14 protein-coding genes and 1 tRNA gene are annotated in these 17184 nt (G+C 59.4%); 11 read left to right on the forward strand and 4 right to left on the reverse strand.

Annotation, left to right across the window (positions count from 1 at the left end; all coding sequences use genetic code 11):
* The first annotated feature begins 211 nt into the window (after positions 1–211).
* The 5 genes from CLV45_RS03515 (at position 212) to CLV45_RS03535 (ending at position 7951) form a co-directional block, all read left to right on the forward strand.
* On the forward strand, positions 212–1057 hold the full coding sequence (locus tag CLV45_RS03515) for a universal stress protein (protein WP_100335007.1): 846 nt from the start codon (positions 212–214) through the stop codon (positions 1055–1057).
* Positions 1058–1245: 188 nt separating this feature from the next.
* On the forward strand, positions 1246–2088 hold the full coding sequence (locus tag CLV45_RS03520) for an oxidoreductase (RefSeq protein WP_100335008.1): 843 nt from the start codon (positions 1246–1248) through the stop codon (positions 2086–2088).
* Positions 2089–2609: 521 nt separating this feature from the next.
* Positions 2610–5822: a TonB-dependent receptor gene (locus CLV45_RS03525; RefSeq protein ID WP_157807262.1), complete on the forward strand. Its 3213-nt coding sequence runs from the start codon at positions 2610–2612 to the stop codon at positions 5820–5822.
* 713 nt (positions 5823–6535) lie between these two features.
* Entirely contained in the window at positions 6536–7231 is a 696-nt protein-coding gene (locus CLV45_RS03530) for a peptidase associated/transthyretin-like domain-containing protein (protein WP_157807263.1), read from the forward strand.
* Between the two features lie 114 nt (positions 7232–7345).
* Positions 7346–7951 carry a hypothetical protein gene (locus CLV45_RS03535; RefSeq protein ID WP_100335011.1) on the forward strand — a complete coding sequence of 202 codons (606 nt, stop codon included), beginning with the start codon at positions 7346–7348 and terminating at the stop codon, positions 7949–7951.
* 148 nt (positions 7952–8099) lie between these two features.
* Here CLV45_RS03535 and CLV45_RS03540 read toward each other — a convergent pair.
* From CLV45_RS03540 to CLV45_RS03555, 4 genes are all read right to left on the reverse strand, one after another.
* Positions 8100–8181, reverse strand: a tRNA-Leu gene (locus tag CLV45_RS03540).
* An 18-nt stretch (positions 8182–8199) separates the two neighbouring features.
* Complete coding sequence (hscB, locus tag CLV45_RS03545; protein WP_100335012.1) at positions 8200–8736, reverse strand: Fe-S protein assembly co-chaperone HscB; 537 nt, start codon at positions 8734–8736, stop codon at positions 8200–8202.
* Entirely contained in the window at positions 8733–9059 is a 327-nt protein-coding gene (locus CLV45_RS03550; RefSeq protein ID WP_100335013.1) for a putative quinol monooxygenase, read from the reverse strand. The genes hscB and CLV45_RS03550 overlap by 4 nt, the downstream gene beginning before the upstream one ends.
* Before the next feature lie 136 nt (positions 9060–9195).
* On the reverse strand, positions 9196–9966 hold the full coding sequence (locus CLV45_RS03555; protein WP_100335014.1) for an SAM hydrolase/SAM-dependent halogenase family protein: 771 nt from the start codon (positions 9964–9966) through the stop codon (positions 9196–9198).
* Positions 9967–10100: 134 nt separating this feature from the next.
* Between CLV45_RS03555 and CLV45_RS03560 the strand changes: the two genes are divergently transcribed.
* The 6 genes from CLV45_RS03560 to CLV45_RS03590 all read left to right on the forward strand — a co-directional run bounded on the left by CLV45_RS03560 (position 10101) and on the right by CLV45_RS03590 (position 17081).
* The gene (locus CLV45_RS03560) at positions 10101–11213 is read left to right on the forward strand and encodes a PhoH family protein (protein ID WP_100335015.1); all 1113 of its coding nucleotides are present in this window, start codon (positions 10101–10103) and stop codon (positions 11211–11213) included.
* 116 nt (positions 11214–11329) lie between these two features.
* Positions 11330–11770, forward strand: a complete 441-nt coding sequence (locus CLV45_RS03565; protein ID WP_100335016.1) for a GNAT family N-acetyltransferase — start codon at positions 11330–11332, stop codon at positions 11768–11770.
* A 528-nt stretch (positions 11771–12298) separates the two neighbouring features.
* Positions 12299–14569, forward strand: a complete 2271-nt coding sequence (locus CLV45_RS03575; RefSeq protein WP_100335018.1) for a ComEC/Rec2 family competence protein — start codon at positions 12299–12301, stop codon at positions 14567–14569.
* Positions 14570–14711: 142 nt separating this feature from the next.
* Positions 14712–15524, forward strand: a complete 813-nt coding sequence (locus tag CLV45_RS03580) for an enoyl-CoA hydratase/isomerase family protein (RefSeq protein ID WP_100335019.1) — start codon at positions 14712–14714, stop codon at positions 15522–15524.
* Positions 15525–15666: 142 nt separating this feature from the next.
* A complete protein-coding gene (locus tag CLV45_RS03585) occupies positions 15667–16173 on the forward strand; it encodes a sterol desaturase family protein (RefSeq protein WP_100335020.1) in 507 nt (168 codons plus the stop codon).
* Positions 16174–16184: 11 nt separating this feature from the next.
* Positions 16185–17081, forward strand: coding sequence for a MerR family transcriptional regulator (locus tag CLV45_RS03590; protein WP_100335021.1), 897 nt, complete (start codon positions 16185–16187; stop codon positions 17079–17081).
* Positions 17082–17184: the final 103 nt, after the last annotated feature.

A 17184-nucleotide genomic window follows, 5' to 3' on the forward strand; every position in this document is an offset into this window, starting at 1 on the left:
GGATAAAACGATTGGGCGTGAAGATACCCGGAATTGACTGGGGCAACGGGGAAATAAAGCGGGGTATAGTAATCAAACTGTTGTAATAATTATAAAAATTGAATATATTATCCAGGTTGATAAACCGCGCCGGGTTGTCGTCGTCCCGGCCGGTTTGGGAGCCATTTGCGCGTACCGTTGCCCTTGCGTTGCTCACTACATTCCAACTGCCATGAAAAACATCCTGGTTCCCACTGATTTTTCGCCCGCGGCCCACCACGCCTTCGAGGTGGCTATGCGGCTGGCCCAGCGCACCAGCGGCGGCGTCACGCTGCTGCACGTGGAGGAGCACAACGACACGCCCCGCTTCAGCTCGTCCGGGGGCCGCATCGGCGGCAGTAGCCTCGGAGACGTGTTTATGCTCAAGTACCTGCAGAAAATCAAGCACCAGATGCACGAGCTCATGGCCGAAGGGCAGCAGCTGGCACCCGACGTGCCGGTTACCGAGCTGCTGCGCACCTCCAGCCTGGTCGATTCAGTGCTGGAAGTCGTGGCCGAGCGGGGCATCGACCTGGTGGTGATGGGCGCCCAGGAGCAGAGTTCCTGGCAGCACTTTTTTGCCGGCTCCAACACCGAGCAGCTCGTGCGCCGGGTGCCTTGCCCGGTACTGACGGTGAAACACCCCGAAATGCAGTTCAACGTGCAGCACATCGTGTTTCCGTCCGATTTCTCGGCCGAGGCCGACCGCGCCGTACCCGATTTGCAGCGCATCCAGGCCGTTTTTCCCGATGCTACGCTCCACCTGCTCAAAGTCGTGCCCGATATTGACCAGTACAGCGAGGCTCTGGACCGGATCCAGGCTTTTGCCGAGCGCCACCACCTGGCCCACTGCGAGGCCGAGGTCATTGATGCCGCCAATGCCGGCGTGGGCATTCCGCTCTTCGCCCAGCAGGCCCACGCCGACCTGGTGGTGATGCCCACCCACGCCCACACCGGCCTGAGCCACCTGTGGCACCACAACGTGGCCGAAAACGTGGCCCGGCACGCGGCCCCGCCGGTGCTGATGTTCCGGCTGTAGCAGAGTGGCGCGTTACAAACTCATCATCAGGCCGCTGCTTCGGAAGAGGCAGCGGCTTTTTGGTGCATTCTTCGCCCGTTTGGCGGCGTAATTAAGCGCCGGCCAAAACCTAAGGAGGACGAAGCGGGTTGAAACAGCCAGCCGGTTTTGGCCGGCGCTTTTCCACTCTTTAAAAGTACCCCTAGCGAATGGCTACCACCCCCAAACATTGGTTTATTACCGGCGTTAGCACCGGTTTCGGCGCGGCCCTGGCCGAGCTGCTGCTCGCAAAAGGCGACAAAGTAGCCGCCACCTTCCGCCAGCCCGAGCAGGCCGAGGAATTCACCCGCAAAGCCGGCGAAAATGGCCGCGGCTTCGTGGTCGAAGTAACCGATGAGGCCCAGGTCAAGCAGGGCGTGGCCGATGCCATTGCCCACTTCGGCCACCTGGATGTCATTGTCAACAACGCGGGCTACGGCTCCCTGGGCAGCATCGAGGAAATCGAGGCGGCCGAGGTGCAGCGGCAGTTCGACGTCAACGTATTCGGGCCCCTGCACGTGCTGCGGGCCGTATTGCCCCACCTGCGCGCGCGGCGCAGCGGCCACGTGCTCAACATTACCAGCATTGGCGGCCTGAAAACCTTCCCCGGCGTGGGCGTCTACAACGCCAGCAAGTTTGCCCTCGAAGCCATTGGCGAAAGCCTGGCCCAGCAAGTGGCCCCGCTCGGCATCAAGGTTACCAACATCGAGCCCAGCGGCTTCCGCACCGACTGGGCCGGCCGCTCGGCCAACATCGTTACCACCGGTATTGAGGACTACCAGGCCACGGTGGGCGAAAACCTGAAGGGCATTCAGGGCTACAGCGGCCGGCAGCCCGGCGACCCGCAGCGCGCCGCCCAGATTATGTACGACCTGGTGCGGGAGGAAAATCCGCCCCTGCACCTGCCCCTGGGCAAAGCCGCCGTGAAAGGTGCCCGGGACAAGTTTGCCGCGCTGGTCAAAGAGCTGGAAAGCGTGGCCAGCCTCGGCGACTCGGCCGACTTCCCGCAATAGTCGTCGGTGCCGCATGCCACAGAAAAGCCCTTTGGAGTTATTCCAAAGGGCTTTTTGCTGTAGTAAGGGCCCAGCCGACGTCCAGACTGCGTCAAGTATTACGTCGTTTGAATATTCTGCAATATTGCTTACCTTGAGCTTGGCCTTTCCACCAGGCCCGCTTCTCGCGCACCTTCCGCTCCGGGCAACTCCCGCCGTTTGCCCGCCCGACCTGCTACGGCGCTGCTCGACCTGGTTCCCACCGCCATACTGGCCCGACTCACCTGCTTATTCCCTATTGACCTGGCTTAGCCTGGCAGGCAATGTCCTAACCGCTGCCGTTGCGTGCCCAAAAATGCTTTGGTGCGCGGGAATATCCGCACGCAGTGGCAACGGCCGCCGGCTGCAATATTAAGCTTTCTTTATGCTTGTGTTACCATTTACGGGTTAGGTAATTGTTATGCATACATCACTAAATCATGACTCTACCTTCGCGGCGAAATTCGGAGGGGATGCTTCCGATAAACAAAAAAGCCCTTTGTATGAATTTGAAACCCTACTTACTGCTGCTGTTAGGCTTTGTGCTTTTCACTAACGGGCAGTTTGCCGCCGCCCAGGGCGTGACCACCGCCGCCATGAAAGGCGTGGTGCTCGACGCCAAAGGCGAGCCGCTGCCCGGCGCCACCGTGGTAGCCGTCCATGTGCCCACCGGCACGCCCTACGGCACCGCCACCCGCTCCAATGGCCAGTTTGACCTGCTCAACCTGCGCGTGGGCGGCCCCTACGAAGTGAAAGTTTCCTTCGTGGGTTATGCCGCTTACTCCCAGGCTAATATCCAGCTGGCTCTGGGCAAAACCTTCGAAGTCAACGTGACCCTGGCCGAGGAAGGCCGCACCCTCGACGAGGTAGTGGTGAAAGGCAACCGCGACGGTATCATCAATAAGGACCGGACCGGGGCTTCGACCAACGTCAATAACGCCGCCATCCGGACGCTGCCCACCATCAGCCGCTCCCAGGAAGATTTCACCCGCCTCACGCCCCAGAGCAGCGGGCTGAGCTTCGGGGGGCGCAACTCGCTCTACAACAACTTCTCCCTCGACGGCTCGATCTTCAACAACTCCTTCGGCCTGGATGCGCCCACGCCCGGCGGCCAAACCAACTCCCAGCCCGTGTCGCTCGACGCCATTGAGCAGCTCGAAGTAAGCCTGGCGCCCTACGATGTGCGCCAGGGTGGCTTCACCGGGGCCGGCGTGAATGCCGTAACCAAAAGCGGCACCAACGATTTCAAGGGCACCGTCTACACCTTTCTGCGCAACGAAAAGCTAATCGGTGAGAAAGTCGGCGACGTGACCGTGCGCAACCCCGACCTGAAGTTCAACCAAACCGGCTTCTCGCTCGGCGGCCCGATTATCAAGAACAAGCTGTTCTTCTTCACCAACGCCGAAATTACCCGCCGCGACGACCCGGGCCTGACCTTCCGGCCCGCCCAGAGTGCGGCCGAAGCTGCTGCCGCCCTCAACGGGCAGCTCGACGGGGTAAGCCGGGTGCTGGAAAGTGACCTGATTGGCATTCGGCAGCGCCTGCTGAGCGTGTACGGCTACGACCCGGGCAGCTACCAGGACTTCAAATACCGCACGTCGAGTGACAAGCTGCTGCTGAAGCTCGACTGGAATATCAACGCCACCAATACCTTCTCGGTGCGCTACAACTTCCTGCAAAGCTTCCGGGAGCAGGGCCCGCACCCCATTGCCATTGCCCCGTCGTCGCGGGTACAGGGCGTGAACACGCTGCAGTACTCCAACTCGGGCTATACTATTAATAACGGCCTGAACTCGGTGGTCGGGGAGCTGAACTCCCGCTTCGGGGAGAAGTTCAGCAACAAGGCCCAGCTGAGCTTCTCGGCTTTCCGCGACGTGCGCGACCTGCCCGACGCCAAGCTGTTTCCCCAGATTGACATTACCAAAAACGGCACGACTTACGTGAGCGTGGGCACCGAGCAGTTTTCGGCCAACAACGAGTTGAATCAGAACATTACCCAGTTTACCGACAACCTGAGCTACTTCGCCGGGGCCCACGTCCTCACGGCGGGCCTAACCTACGAGCGGTTCAGCTTCTTCAACGCCTTCAACCTGCAGCGCTACGGCTACCCCTTCTTCGGCGGCCTCGACATCAACCAGTTCTACAAAGTCACGGACCCGACCAGCCCCGACTTCGTGGATTTGAACGCCATTGCCGCCGCCGGGGGGCGCAAGCCGGTGAAGGGTGTCGACGTGAACGTGGCCCAGCTCGGCCTCTACGCCCAGGATGAGTGGAACGTGACGCCCGACTTCAAGCTGACCCTGGGTGTGCGGGCCGATATGCCGATTTACGACACCCAAGTGGCCGCCAATACCCAGATTCTCAACGCCCCGCTGCTCGACTCCAACGGGCAGCCGGCCAAGGTCGACGTGACGGAGTTTCCAAAGGCTACGCCGCTGTTTTCGCCCCGCCTGGGTTTCAACTACGCCCTCAACCAGAACACCTACACCACCCAGCTGCGCGGCGGCTCGGGCATTTTCACCGGCCGTATCCCGTTTGTGTGGATCAGCAACCAGGCTTCCAACTCGCAGTTCGATGCCGGCTACACCTTTCAGATCAACGGCACGGCCCGCGACTTTAAGTTTCCGCAGGTGTGGCGCTCCAACCTGGCCCTCGACCAGCAGCTGCCCGGTGGCATTGTGGCCACGCTGGAAGCCATTTATTCCAAGGACCGCAACGCGGCCATTCACCGCAACTACAACTTCGTGACGCCCACTCAGAAGCTGCAGGGCGCCGACAACCGCCTGATTTACCCGGCGGCCGGTCCGCGCATTACCTCCGGCTTCACCGGTCCCGACGGGCAGTTCAGCTTCCTCGACGCCGGCGTAATTGTGCTCGAAAACACCAACAAGGGCTACCAGTACAGCCTGACCGGTCAGCTGAAAAAGGACTTCGACAACGGCCTGTACCTGACGGCGGCCTACACCTATTCCAAGGCTAAGGACGTGACGTCGAACCCCGGCGAAATTGCCGCCGACGCCTACCAGCGCAACCCCGTAGTGGGCAACGCCAACGACCCCCAGCTGGCCTACAGCGACTTTGGCCTGCAGCACCGCATCATTGGGGCCGCCGGGAAGCGCTTCGCCTACGCCGACGACAAGCTGGCCACCACCATCAGCTTCTTCTTCGAAGCGGCCCAGGGTAACCGCTTTTCCTACACCTACGCCGGCGATTTGAACCGCGACGGTATTCCCGGCAACGACCTGCTGTTTGTGCCCGCCTCCCAGAGTCAGATCAACCTGGTGGATATTCGCGACGCCCAGAACAACGTGCTGGCAACCGCCGCCCAGCAGTGGGCCCAGCTCAACGCCTACATCGAGCAGGACGACTACCTGAGCAGCCGCCGTGGGCAGTACACCGAGCGCAACGGCGCCATCAGCCCCTGGTACACCCAGCTCGACGCCAAGCTGCTGCAGGATTTCTCGATAGAAGGAGCCAAAAAGAAGCATACCCTGCAGCTGAGCCTGGATGTGCAGAACCTGGGCAACCTGCTTAATTCCGACTGGGGCGTGCGTCGGGTATTTGCCAACAACCGCTTCATCGAAGCGGCTTACCCCGCCGCCACGCCCGATACACCTACGTTCCAGTTCCGCGGCGGCAACCAGACCTTCATCAACAACACCGACCTGAACAGCCGCTGGCGTGCCCAGGTGGGCCTGCGCTATATCCTCGACTAGCGGAGTACTTATCAAACAAAAAAGCCCGAAGCAGTACGCTTCGGGCTTTTTTGTTTGATAACCGAGAGTATAATTGGCTGGTAATAAGGATTAAGCCACTTGTTGTAAGGTGGTAGAGCCAGGAGCAGGCAAATGACGCACTGTTGGCTGGCCGCTCGAATCGAGCAGGAGCCGCGGAGCCTTTGCCACGGGCTTACGGTAGCCGAATGAGCCGGGCCGGTAGCCGAAGGAAGCGCAGGCCGCCCGCGTCATACAAAAAGCGTCGGGGTGCCTGAGCCAGGGCGGCGCGTAACCGGGCGCAGCGAAGTAGCAACGTAGAGCAGGCAGCGGTTGAACAAGGTTTTCATAGTCAGAGGCTGAGCGGGGGTGAGGCGCTGCAAAGTTGCCGCCGGTATGTTATTTCAGGGTTCTGCTAAGGTCAAGAATGGGTTATCAAGCTGGGTTTCAGCAATAGGGGGGCTTCTTAATCAGCAGTTTTGGTTGAGTCTGGGGTAGCCAATTCGACTGATTTTATTCTTAGAAAAAAGTCTGATAAAAAGTAGTGTGACTAGTTGAGCAATAGCTTTCAGTGGAATGCAGAGGAGATTTTAGAGGTCCCTTTGATCATTGTTAGCCTTGCTGTAAAGTCTGAAGGATGCGGAACCTAGTTTCGGGACTCTGTAAGTTTCCTCTAGGTTTACTTCCACTAACCGCTACACCCAATTTCAGCAACCATGAAACGTCCGTTATTGTGCTTCGCCCTCGCTACCAGCTTGCTATCCACCGCTTCCTGCGCGAAGGAAGACGTTTTGCAGACGACCATCGTCGAGGGGCGCGTAATGAACCCCAACACCAACGAGCCGGTAGCTGGGGTTGCCGTGGTGGTACATCGGGCCGTGTACGGGACGTTCCTGAGTTCCGGTAACTCATCCAAAGATTCGGTAACCGCCGCCTACACGGATGTCAACGGGCATTATCGGCTGGCCTTCGAGGCCAAACCAACCGGCAATTACGAGTTCAAGCTCAGTCGTTTAGACTTGTTGTACGATCTGGAGAATGGCTTCGCAGGCCGGTATTTGGCTCAGCCGGGGCAAACCAACGTGCAGGATTTCAAGGCTACGCCCTATAAAACGGTCACTGTGACGGCCACGGCCGGCAAGGACGGCAAAACCAGCCTGGAATTTAATGGCACTATGATATCCCCCTTGTTCTACAGCACCCATATTTATATCGACACCGTACGCAGCAAGCAGCAAGTCGTTTTTTCGAGCACAATCAAACTAGTCCCCAATCAGGAATACCAGTTCGCGAAAGTGACCTATAACCGAGTGAAGCTGCCCAACGGAAACATTGAGCTACGGGATGAAGTAATGACCAGCGTGCGTCGCAAAATCGGCTACGACGATACGACTGTAGTGCGGCTGCACTAGTCAGGCAGACCATAAAAGCGCCGCTTCGGACCAGAATTTTCGTCCTGCTTGGCTGATTTCATGACCAGCTCCAATCGGCCTTGGTTAGTTTGGCTACGTTCCACTAAGGCAAGAATGCTGGTACGCTTCGGCCTGGGTTTCATGCTAACGGTTGTCGGGTATTTTTTCTGGCAAGTCATTGCAGCCTTCGCCGCCTTTTTCACCATTGGCTCCGGAGGAGGGCACCGCGACGAGGCTTTGGTGATTGAGGCCGGGTTCTTGGCCGTGCACGTGGCACTGCTGAGTGGGCTCGCCTGGCGGCGGGTACTCTATACTCCGCGTTGGGTATGGGCCCTGAATGTCGGGGTCAGCGTCGGCTTTTTTGCCTATACTGTGTTCGTGCCCTGGTACAGCTCTCCTCGCGACCCAGCATACCAGTATTATACCTTTTTTCAGGAAGGAAGGCGCTATGAAATCTCGCTGCAGAAGCCTGGAAACTCGTTCGATTTGTTGGATGTTACCGACCAGAACACTGCTGAGAAGAATGATTCTACTGTCTCAGTTTCAACCTCGCTGCTGTATGGCGACTACCAGGTGCGCCACGATACAATCTTTTTGAGGCAAAGAGCAAGCCCACGGCAGTGCTTCATTTATCACGGCACGTTGGTTGGCTTTGGGAACAGCACTATGCCTATTCCTCTGATACGAGAGCAAGACAGCAAGCCTTGGTCGCTGCAATAGAAGGCCTTTTTCCTATTGCTTTGTGCCGCGCGGCTTTCGCTGAAGAGGGCATGATAGACACGCAAATGCAAAAAGCCTGAAAACGGACCCTTCTAGCGAACTAGAAAGGCCGTTTTCAGGCTAACAGGCAGGTTTCCTACCTACAAAGTACCCAGAGCCGGGGTCGAACCGGCACATCTTTCGATATCGGTGTTTGAGACCGACGCGTCTACCGATTCCGCCATCTGGGCATTTCTCGCTCCCACAACTCAGGAACGGGTTGCAAACTTAGCGAGACTTTCGTGAATACGCAACAAATACCGCTTTTTGAGATAATACGTGCGGATTTGCTCCAGGGCCTGAGGGCGCACATCGGCCGGTAGACCCTCATAACCAGCCAAAACCGGCGCAATGCCCGCGTCCAGAGTTTCAGTCAGGGCCTGGGTTTCCTGCTCTACGCGCTGTACGATGGTCGGATCGGGTTCAAACTCCAGCTCCATCAGCTGCTCGTTCAAGTCCATTACTTCCATCAGAAAGTCGGCGGGCATTTCCTGCTTCCCTTCTTCCAGCAGCCCGTGCCGGCTCAGGATGTAAGCCATGCGCTGGTCGGGGTTCGACAAAGTGCGGTAGGCGTTGGTGTTGAGCGTGGCCAGCTGCAGAATCTCCTGCTGCCGCTCGGGGCTGGCCGTGGCGTGGAAGTCGGGGTGATATTCGCGGCTTAGGGCGTAGTAGCGGCTTTTCAGCGCGGGCGCGTCGGGCTGGAAGCTTTCGGGCAGGCCGTAGAATTCGAAGTAGTCGGGGCTCATTGCGGGGTGGGCGGGGAAGATGTGGTAGGGGAGTCCGGGCCCGCTGGGTATACGGAAAAGGCCAGGGGCGGGGCGGCAAACAGCCGTTTGGTAGCCGGCCACACCTGCCCAAACAGCACTGAGCGGCGGTAGTTGTCCAAATCGGCGGCCGAGTCCCAGTGGCTGTGGGTGCAATACACGTGGGACGCGTCGGCATCTTGCCAGAGCTCCAGGTGCCGGCAGCCGGGCATAGTCCGGATTTTATTTTCCGAGTCGCGGAATATGGCCAGGAAATCGACTACTTTTTCCGGCTGGAAGGTCATGCGCACGATGCGGGTTAGCATACAGCAGAAAGAAGGTTAGGAGAAGAGCAGGAAAAAGCTGCCAGGATGGCTGCTGTCGATTAACATAATAAATAGACAAATTAAAAAGCCTGTTTAAAGCTCGTTACAAGCCTTTTTGGTAAGTAACTGGTGCGGCCTAGCCTTCCATGGGAAAGCGAATATCTACTTGCGAGTCGAAATAGAGGCCGAGCAGCTCCGCGGCGTTGCCCTGGTTGACGCCGATGCAGAGCCGGTCTTGGCTGTTGAAGATGCACACCGCGTCGCCGGGGTCGGCGGCCTGGAAGTGGGCAGCGATGTCGCGCACGGTTTCGCGGGCGAAGTGAATGGTGCAGGGCCGGCCCCGGCCAATGACTTCGAGGGCCGTGCGGCTGATGTTGGTAATCAGGTTGCCGTAGTGGTCCACGTGAATCACGTGGCCGGTAATGCGGTTGTCCTGCAGGCGCAGCTGCCGGTTCAGAAGCTGGTAGGAATCGGTGGCGGCGGGGCCGAGGTCGGCCAGCAGGCCGCCCTGGGCCAGGTGCACGGCGGCCGGGGCCAGAATGTCGCGGGTGGGAGAGGAGGTAGCCAGGGCCGGAATCTGGACCAGCTCCTCGGGCTTGCCGTCGGTGAGCAGAGCCAGCAGGCCATTGTTGGCCGCCACGAAGTAATGATCCTCAAACAAGGCGGCCTGCCAGCTGCCCTTGCTGCCCCCGTGGTCGTTGACGCCCACCAGGTGCACCGAGCCCTTGGGAAAGTCCCGAAATACGGAATCGAGAACGTGTAAGGCGTGCGCGATGTTAAAGGGTTCGACAGCGTGGCTGATGTCCAGAACCGGTTGGGTGGGCGCCAGCTGCATAATCCGGGCTTTCACCGCGGCCACGTAATGGTCGCGGTAGCCAAAGTCGGACAGAAACGTAATCAGCCCCATGCCGGAATTTCTCAGTTCTTCGTACTATTGTTTACCCTGCTCTAGGGGCGGCAAAAGTAGGCGATTTGGACGGAACCAGTGCCCCTTTCGCCAGTAGCATTCTCTAACTCTCTCAGCTTAAAAGCAACTACAGTTTGGTCGAGAAAATCATCACGCTCGAAAACGTCTCTCTTGTCGACTTCCTCGGACCCGACAATCAGAACATCCGCCAGCTGGCCGCGGCCTTTCCCGGCAGCAAAATCATTTCGCGAGGCAACGAAATTAAGATTCAGGGGCAGACGCCCGTAATTGCCAGGATCAATGAAATCCTGTCGTCCCTAATCGAGCATTATCACCAATTCGGGCAAATTACCGACCGCACCGTGGCCCAGTATCTGGCTTCGGCCGACGACGAAATGGAGGAGCGGCAGATTGCCATGACCTCCCCCGCCGACGTCATCGTATTCGGGGCCAAGGGCGGCGTTATCAAGGCCAAAACCCCCAACCAACAAAAGCTGGTGGACGCGGTGATGCGCAATGACCTGGTCTTTGCCCTGGGGCCGGCCGGTACCGGCAAAACCTACATTTCGGTGGCTTTGGCCGTCCGGGCGCTGAAAAACAAGGAGGTCAAGAAAATCATCATTTCCCGTCCCGTAGTGGAAGCCGGCGAAAGCCTGGGCTTTTTGCCCGGCGACATGAAGGAAAAGGTGGACCCCTACCTGCGCCCGATTTATGACGCCCTGGAAGACATGATTCCGGCCGAAAAGCTGAAATTCTACCAGGAAAACAAGATCATCGAAATTGCCCCGTTGGCTTACATGCGCGGCCGTACGCTCAACAACGCCTTCGTGCTGCTCGACGAGGCCCAGAACACCACGCCTTCCCAGCTGAAGATGTTCCTGACCCGCATGGGGCCCACGGCGAAAGTCATGGTGAACGGGGACCGGAGCCAGATTGACCTGCCCACCAAGCAGAAATCGGGCTTGATGCAGGCCCTGGACATTTTGAAAGACGTGCGCGGCATCGGCTTCGTGGAAATGAGTGCCGACGACGTGGTGCGCCACCGCTTGGTAAAGGAAATCGTGGTGGCCTACGACCGGCACGACGTGCAGGAGCAGCGCGACCAGGCCAACCGCCCCGTGCGCGAGGCCCGGCCCTACCGCTCCTCCAACCCCGGCCAGGCGCCCGACCCGGCCCGCCACCCCGACGCCCGGCCCGAGAATGACGGCATGAGCAACCTACCCGTGAACCACGAGCAGCAGCTGTAAGCTGGTTGCTTGAATGGCGAAAAGAACCACCGGCCCCGTCGGTGGTTCTTTTGTTTTAGCGCCGCGGGCTTTACTTTGTACTTCCACTTTGGCCTGCTGCAGGCTGTTTTACCGCTATGATTACCGCTGAACCCGTTTCCGACCTGCGCGACCTGGACGCCGCTTTTACCATCCGTGAAACCGTGTTTGTGCACGAGCAGGGCGTGCCCGCCGACGCCGAGTACGACCTGCACGACCGGACCGACGCCCGCCACTACCTGGCCCGGGCCACCGACGGCACGCCCTGCGGGGCTGCCCGCTGGCGCACCACCGAGAATGGGGTGAAGCTGGAGCGGTTTGCCGTGCTGGAGCAGTTCCGCAACCAGGCTGTGGGCAGCGTGCTGCTCAAACGGGTGCTGGAAGACGTGCAGGCCGCTCACCCCGAGGCTACCGTGTACCTGAACGCCCAGCTGCGGGCCATTCCGTTCTACGAGCGGCACGGCTTCCGCAAAGTCGGCGACCAGTTCACCGAGTGCGACATTGAGCACTTCAAGATGATCTGGACTAAACCCGATTAATCAAGGTGAGATATACAGCAAGTGGGCCGCTGTTGCTAGCCCTGATTTTCAGCAGTGCTTTTCAGTCGGGGCCGGCCGGGCGTATGGAGGCGGGGTATCGGTTGCACGGAGCTGTTGGCGGTACTACAATGGCGGCATTGTCGGCGTGGCGGGAGCTACAGAAGGCGGGTTTTAGCGACACCCTGGCTTCTGCTCAGTTAGATACCCTGCAGCAAGTTTTGAACCGGGCCAGTAGCAGCAGACATTGGCAGCAGAAGCTGGGTGGACGCTATGCGGCCGTGGAGCTGATTGTGGCTCGGCAATCCGTGCCATTGTTGGTTTCAGAGTCGGGCCGGCTGGTTGTGCTGCTTGATAAGTTGGGGCGAAGCACTGTTGCTCCCGGGCGCAATTACTTCATTGAGCATACAGCTGATCAAATCTGGCTGCGTCGCTTAGCCAGCGCCGCTACGTCAGAATAAGCAACTGCGGATTAGTTTGAGTATACTTGATGCGTTAAGCATTATTGTTAGTTACTCAGGCTATTTCGTTATGATTCAGTGGGCTCCGTACGCCTTCGTGCGCCTGTTCCTGGCCTTGGCCGCCGGCGTGTTGACTTACCTGTATTTCGGAGCTGCCTTGCCGGACTTACGCTGGCCGTTGGCTGGCCTTACCGGAGTGTTTATTGCCCTACAAACCTGGGCCAGCCGGCAGCCAAACCCGGGGCCAACGGATGCGGCCGGTATGCTGGCCATCATCTGCCTGTTCGTAGCCGGCCTCACGCTTACCCAGCAGGCCACCGAAAAGCGCCGGTCCGAGCACCTGAGTCAGCTCACCGGGCCCATCGAGTTTTACCGCGCCGTGGTCGACGACTACACCGTGGTGCGGCCCGCGACGTACGCCACCACCGTGCGGGTGTCGGCCGTGCGCGTGGCCGGGCAATGGCGGGCGGCGCTGGGCGGCATCCGGGTGTCGGTACCCCGCGACTCAGGCGTAACCCAGCCCCGCTACGGCGACGTCTGGCTCGTGCGTGGCGGTCCGGCTTCGGCTAAGGCCCCACTCAACCCCGGCGAATTTGACTACCGCCGCTACCTGAGCTACCACCAGGTCTACCACCAACAGTTCATCCACGCCGACCAGTACCGGCGCATTGCCTACCAGCCGCCGCTGTATGTGAAGGCCGTCAGCATGCGGGCCGCCCGGGTCCTCGACGCCGTTTTTCGGCAGTACGTGCATCAGAAGCGGGAATATGCCTTGGCTTCGGCTTTGGTGCTGGGTATCAAGGACGACGTGGACCAGGACACCAAGCAGGCTTACGCCAACACCGGCACCACCCACATTATGGCCGTTTCGGGGTTGCAGGTGGGCTTACTATTCGGGGCCGTGACCTGGCTGCTGGGCCTCTTGCCGGGTCGGCGCGGGCCGTTGTTCCGGCTTACCACGGCGGCGCTGGGTTTGGCCGTTATCTGGAGCTACGCCTTCCTGACGGGCCTGTCGGCGTCGGTGCTGCGGGCGGCTGTCATGTTCACCTTCGTAATTCTGGCCCGGGCCACCGGACGGCAGAGCAATATGTACAATACGCTGGCCGTGGCCGCCTTTTGCCTGCTCTGCTACGACCCGTACTTGTTGGCCGACGTGGGCTTTCAGCTTTCCTTTCTGGCCGTGCTCAGCATCGTCTACCTGCAGCCCCGCATTGCCGCCTGGGTTGATTTCAAGGATAAGGCCGCGGCCCGCATCCGGCCCTGGCAGCCCCGGGCGGTGCAACAGCTTTGGCGGGCCGGCGGCTGGTTGGCCAACTGGATTTGGCAGGCCACGGCCCTGTCTTTGGCCGCGCAGGTAGCCACATTTCCGCTGGGCTTGTTTTATTTCCACCAGTTTCCACTCAGTTTTCTGGCTTCCAACCTGGTGGCGGTGCCCATTTCATCGTTGGCTGTGTACGTGGGCCTGGCCCTGCTGGCCGTGAAGGGCCTGGTGGCGTTGGCCGGGCTGGTGCTGCCCGCGGCCCTCACCGCGGGCCTCGATTGGTTACCTCAAGGTATTGCCTGGTTGTTTGAGAAGATGATTCTGGCCTTCAATGAGTATATCTTCTGGATTGGCCGCACCATGCCCGGGGCCCTGATTCAGAACGTGCACGTAACCCCGCTGCAGGCCTGGCTGATTTTTGCCATGATTCTGGCCGTGCTGGTTTTCTTGGCCGTCAAGCGGCTGCCGTGGCTGGGCCTGGCCTGCGCGCTGCTGGCCATCTTTGCCGGCACTCGGGTGTGGGCCGCCCGGACCCTGACGGCTGATGAGCAGCTGGTTATCTATAGTATTCCGCGCCGCTCGGTGTGCGGGTTCTGGCAGGGCGCTGCCGCCCATATCGTCACCGTCGACTCGTTGCCGCTCTCGGAAACCGAGCGTACTTACCGCATCGTGCCGGGCATTATTCAGCGCGAAGCCCGGCAGGTGGCCTACCATACCGGTTGGCAGCCGGCGCCCGTGCCCACGGCCCAGCCCATGCCCCACGTCACGGTGGCCGTGTGGCGGGGCTTGCGGCTGGCCTTCGTAAGCGGCCGAATCGATGAGGCCCGGATAGCCACGCCCGTGGATGTGCTGGTGCTGCGCCGCAATGCCTGGGTGAAACCCAAGGAGTTAGCTCAGGTATTTGGTCGGAAAGCGCGGGTTATTTTCGATTCTTCCTGTAAATCCTGGTACGTCGCCCACCAGGATTCGCTCTTGCAAGCGGCTGGCTTTCAGACGCATGACGTGACTAGTAAAGGCGCGTTCATCATCCGGCCACGGCCACTGGTCGGCTCAACCAGGGTGCTGGCCGAAACCGAATAGGGTCCAACCTCGCTATATAGTTTATTTAGAGCACCATTTTTGTTACGTTTGGTTTCGTCCCGACCTCACGCTGTTCTGGTTGTGCGCCGCCTGGTATTTTGGCGTACGCCCTTGCTTTTCACCGCCTTGCAACGACCCCGTCATGGATAATATGCCTACCCAGGAGCTAGAAGCGCTGCGCTACATCCGCTACGAAACGCGCGACGCCATCGGCTACATCACCCTGAACCGTCCCGAAAAACGTAACGCTCTGAGCTACGACGTGGTGTCGGAGCTCAAGGAGGCGTTTGAATTTGCCGAAGAAGATGAATCCTGCAAAGTAATCGTGCTGCGGGCCGAAGGCGCAGCTTTTTGCGCCGGCGCCGACCTGGGTTACATTCAGGAGCTGCAGGGCTTCGGCTACACCGATAACCTGGCCGACTCAACCCACCTGATGCAGCTGTTTCACCAGATTTACACCCTCAAAAAGGTGGTAATCGGGCAGGTGCAGGGCCACGCCCTGGCCGGCGGCTGCGGCTTGGCCACTATTTGCGACTTTGCCTTTGCCGTGCCCGAGGCTAAGTTTGGCTATACCGAGGTAAAAATTGGCTTTTTGCCCGCCATTGTCAGCGTATTCCTGGTGCGCAAGATAGGGGAGGCCCGCACCAAGCAGCTGCTGCTCACCGGCGACGTTATTTCGGCCCAGGCCGCGGCCGACTTTGGCTTGGTTAACTTCCTGGTGCCCAAGGAAGAGCTGGAGGAGAAAGTATACGCCTTTGCCCGCCGCCTCTGCGTCGAAAACTCGGGCCAGAGCATGGAGCTGACCAAGGAAATGCTGGCCCGGATTCCGGAAATGCCCCTGGAAGACAGCCTGCGCTATGCCGCCCAGATGAACGCCGAGGCCCGCGGCTCCCTCGACTGCCGCCGTGGTATTGCGGCTTTCCTGAGCAAGGAAAAAATTACCTGGGACAACTAAACCCTGCCCGGTTTCTTGCCGCCCAAGCGAAAAAAGGGAAATTGCAACGATGTTCTGGCCTAACGGTCAGAACATTTTTGCCTTTCTGCTGCTTTGTGCTGGTACAACCGCCTCATTTCTTTCACCACTTACTTCTCTTTCCATGACAATGTGGGCAGCCGTGGCCGTCACGACGGCTACTTTTCTGGGAATGGAGTTCGTTGCCTGGTTTATGCACAAGTACGTGCTGCACGGCGCGCTGTGGTTTTTGCACCGCTCCCACCACGTGCGGCACCCGCATCACTTCGAGCGCAACGACTTTTTCTTCTTGTTCTACGGCGCCCTGTCGATGGCCGGTATTATGTACGGCTCAGACGAGAAAAGCTGGCCCTTTTGGGTTGGAATTGGCATTGCGGCCTACGGCACGGTGTACTTCTTCGTGCACGACGTGCTGATTCACGGGCGTCTGCGGTTCTGGCGTAAGTCGAGCAACAAGTATCTGCGGGCCCTGAACATGGCCCACAAGATGCACCACAAAACCACCGGCCGCGACGGTTCCCAGGAGTTTGGTATGCTCTGGGTGTCGCCAAAATATCTGGAGCTGGCCCGTCGCAAGCCCGCGCCCGTGCGGGTAGCCGACAAGCAAGTATCTACCTCATCACCTTTGTAGGGCCGGCCATCGTGGGACAGTTTTCAATCAGCGACCTGGAGAATATTTCCGGTATCAAGGCGCACACCATCCGGATGTGGGAGCAGCGCTACGGCATTCTGCAGCCCGTGCGCACCCACACCAACATCCGCACTTACTGCGACAACGACCTGCGCCGCCTGCTGAACGTGGCCACGCTTTGCGGACAGGGGCACCGGATTTCGAAAGTTGCCCAGCTCAGTGAGCAGGAACTGGCCTCGGCCGTTATTGCCTGCTGCGAAGACCCGCACGATTACGCCCGCCAAGTCAATGCTCTGCTGGCTGCCACGCTGGAAATGAACGAGCCCCAGATCTGTAAGATTCTGGGCGGGGCCGTGCAGCAGCTGGGCTTCGAGGCGGCGGTGATGCACGTGGTATACCCCTTCCTGCAACGGGTTGGTATTCTGTGGCAAACGGGTAGCATTAATCCGGCCCAGGAGCACCTGGTTACCAATATTATCCGCCAGAAAATAGTGGCCGCCACCGACCAGCTGCCGCCGGTGCACCCAAGTGGAACCCAGCGTTGGGTGTTGTTTTTGCCCGAGGGCGAGCTGCACGAACTGGCGTTACTGTTCATGAATTACGCCCTGCGGGCCCGGGCTCAGCACGTGTTGTACCTGGGGCAGAACCTGCCGGAGTCGGAGCTGACGGCCGTGTGCCACACCTATCAGCCCCACTGCATCTGTACCGTGCTGACGGCCGTGCCCGAGCGAGGGCAGGTGCAGGGCTACATCAATCATCTGGCCGAGCTCTGCGGCGGTGCCAAGCTGGTGCTCTACGGCCCATTAATGTTTGGCCAACACCTGACTCTGCCCACCAACGCCGCCAGTCCTCGGCTAATGACCGACTTCCTGACTTTGGTGGACGAACTGCGGAAGGGCGGAAAATAAAATTTTGTCCTTTAACCTGAACGGTAGCGCAACTCCAACGGGGTTGCGCTTTCTTTTTTTATGGTTCAGCTCGGCGCTTTCACCGGGGGAATATTCGGGTTCG

The sequence above is a fragment of the Hymenobacter chitinivorans DSM 11115 genome (assembly GCF_002797555.1).
GTDB classification, from domain to species: domain Bacteria; phylum Bacteroidota; class Bacteroidia; order Cytophagales; family Hymenobacteraceae; genus Hymenobacter; species Hymenobacter chitinivorans.